The sequence below is a fragment of the Noviherbaspirillum sp. genome (assembly GCF_035944575.1).
Classification (GTDB): domain Bacteria; phylum Pseudomonadota; class Gammaproteobacteria; order Burkholderiales; family Burkholderiaceae_D; genus Noviherbaspirillum.
On sequence record NZ_DASZBA010000157.1, the window covers coordinates 1 to 2,581 of the forward strand.

2 protein-coding genes and 1 pseudogene are annotated in these 2,581 nt (G+C 59.8%); all 3 read left to right on the forward strand.

Features of this window, described 5'->3' with window-relative positions; all coding sequences use genetic code 11:
• Position 1: 1 nt before the first annotated feature.
• Positions 2-1,132, forward strand: a complete 1,131-nt coding sequence (locus tag VGU61_RS11485) for a glycosyltransferase family 4 protein (RefSeq protein ID WP_326859265.1) — start codon at positions 2-4, stop codon at positions 1,130-1,132.
• A 149-nt stretch (positions 1,133-1,281) separates the two neighbouring features.
• Positions 1,282-2,373, forward strand: a complete 1,092-nt coding sequence (locus VGU61_RS11490) for a glycosyltransferase (RefSeq protein ID WP_326859266.1) — start codon at positions 1,282-1,284, stop codon at positions 2,371-2,373.
• A gap of 56 nt (positions 2,374-2,429) precedes the next feature.
• Positions 2,430-2,581 (forward strand): annotated as a pseudogene (locus VGU61_RS11495) (phosphomannomutase/phosphoglucomutase); the annotation flags it as partial.

Sequence of the window (2,581 nt, forward strand, 5' to 3'; positions counted from 1 at the left end):
ATTGCACGTCACCAAGACGTACTACCCGGACTCCTTCGGCGGCGTGGAACAGGTGATCCGCCAACTGAGCACCGCCACCAACCAGATGGGGATCGAAAATCGTGTCTTCACGTTAAGCAGGAAGGCGGTCGAGATGCCGGAAGTGCATGACGGCGCGACGCACATCACCCGAGTGCCGGTGCATCTGGATATCGCATCGACGCCGATGTCGTACAGCGCGCTGTCGCGGTTCCGGCATGCGGTCAGCCAGGCGGATGTGCTGCATTACCACTATCCATGGCCCTTCGGCGACTTGCTTCACCTGATGGGCGGCACGTCCAGGCCGGCGGTGCTGACCTACCATTCCGACGTGGTGCGGCAGCGCCTCCTGATGCCGGTCTACCAGCCGCTGCTGCGAAGGTTCTTCGGGGAACTCAGCGCAATCGTGCCGACGTCGCCGAATTATCTGCAAAGCAGCGAACTGCTGCAGGACTACCGCGACAAGACCGAGGTCATTCCGATCGGTCTCGATGAGCGCAGCTATCCCGTCGCCGAGCCCGACCGCCTTGCGTACTGGCGCCAGCAGGCAGGGCAGGATTTTTTCCTGTTCGTCGGCATGCTGCGCTATTACAAGGGCCTGCATATTCTGCTGGACGCCTGCGCCGGCAGCAACAGCAAGGTCATCATCGTCGGAGCCGGTCCGGTGGAGAACGACCTCAAGCAGCAGGCTGCGCAGCTCGGACTGAAGAACGTGCTGTTCCTCGGCGCCGTATCTGATGAAGACAAGGTGGCGCTGCTGAAGCTGTGTCGCGCGGTGGTCTTCCCGTCCCATCTTCGTTCCGAAGCCTTCGGAGTCACCCTGCTCGAAGGCGCCATGTATGCCAAGCCGCTGATCTCTTCCGAGATCGGCACCGGGAGCAGTTATGTGAATATCGACGGCGTCACCGGTCTGGTGGTGCCTCCCAACGATCCACCGGCCTTGCGCGAAGCCATGCGCCGCTTCGATACGGACAAGGCGCTCGCCGAACGGATGGGTCGGCAGGCGCGGGCGCGTTTCGAGGAACTCTTCACCGCCCGCCAGATGGGGCAGTCGTATGCGGCGCTGTATCGGCGCGTGCTTGGAATGGTGCCGGCGCCATCCATGGCTGCATAAGGATTTACGCAAGCCGCATAAACCTTTCTTTATTACAAGCTTGTAATAACGTAAACTACGGCTTTCGGTGATTGCCGGCCTCGAACCGATATCTGTCCTCCTTCCAGATTGACGATAGCCGCCTGGTCTTCCCATATCGTCAAAAGAACATGTTTTCATTCTTCGTTAGTTTCATTACCGCCGCCCTGATCACCCTGCTCGTTATCCGGCAGGCGAAGCTGCACGGCACCGCGCTGGACTCCAATCTGTCCGGCGTGCAGAAAGTGCATACCCTGGCCGTGCCGCGTATCGGCGGGATCGGCATTTTTGCCGCCGTGCTCGTCGGCGGGCTGATCGCCATGTGGCGCGAACCCACTCTCGGCAGAGGAATGTTTCTCCTGCTTGCCTGTTCATCGGTCGCCTTCATCGGCGGCATCGTCGAGGATTTCACCCAGCGCGTCAGCCCGTCCCGGCGTCTGCTGCTGACCATGGTCGCGGCGGCACTCGGCTACTTCCTTATCGATGCGAAAATCGACCGGCTGGACTGGATCTCGTCCCAATGGTTCATGACCAGCGCATGGATCGCGCTGCCGTTGACCGTCCTGGCCGTTGCCGGCATCGCCAACGCAGTTAATATCATCGATGGTTTCAATGGCCTGGCAGCGGTCGTTACCCTCTGCATGCTGTTTTCGCTCGGTTATGTGGCGCTGCAGGTCAACGATGTCTTCATCCTGATCGCAGCATTGACGGTGGCGGGGGCAACCGCCGGCTTTCTGATCTGGAACTATCCGGTCGGACTGATCTTCCTTGGCGACGGCGGTGCATATTTCCTCGGCTTCATGCTTGGCGAGTTGTCGGTGCTTCTGGTCATGCGCAATGCCGAAGTATCGACATGGTATGCGGCACTGCTCTTGATCTATCCGGTGTTCGAAACCCTGTTTTCGGTCTATCGTCGCCTGTTCGTGCGCGGCAAGTCGCCCGGCATGCCGGATGGCATACACTTGCATAGTCTGATTTTCCGCCGGCTGGTATTGTGGGCGGTCGGGCGCGATGCGCTGGCGTTAACGCGGCGCAATGCATTGACCTCGCCGTACCTCTGGCTTCTGTCACTGATGGCGGTCATCCCGGCAACGCTGTTCTGGCAACATAGCTGGGTGCTGATGTCGTTCTGCGCACTATTCGTCGTCAGCTATGTCTGGTTATATGCGCGCATCGTGCGCTTCAAGTCGCCGCGCTGGATGATCATACGAAAGCGCAAGTAATGTCCTGCGGCCGGCGCATCGAACATTCATTCAATCAATCGGTATCCTGAACATTCATGTCCAATCCATCTCCCACCATCTTCAAGGCATACGACATCCGCGGCATCATCGGCAAGACGCTTGACGCGTCGGTGGCGCAGCAGATCGGCCAGGCTTTCGGCAGCGCCGTGCGCGCCAAGGGCGAAGCGGTCGTCGTCATCGGCCGCGA

Bases quoted from the DNA above. Each gene is read 5' to 3' on its own strand.
- VGU61_RS11490 (WP_326859266.1), top strand. From the start codon at position 1,282: ATGTTTTCATTCTTCGTTAGTTTCATTACCGCCGCCCTGATCACCCTG.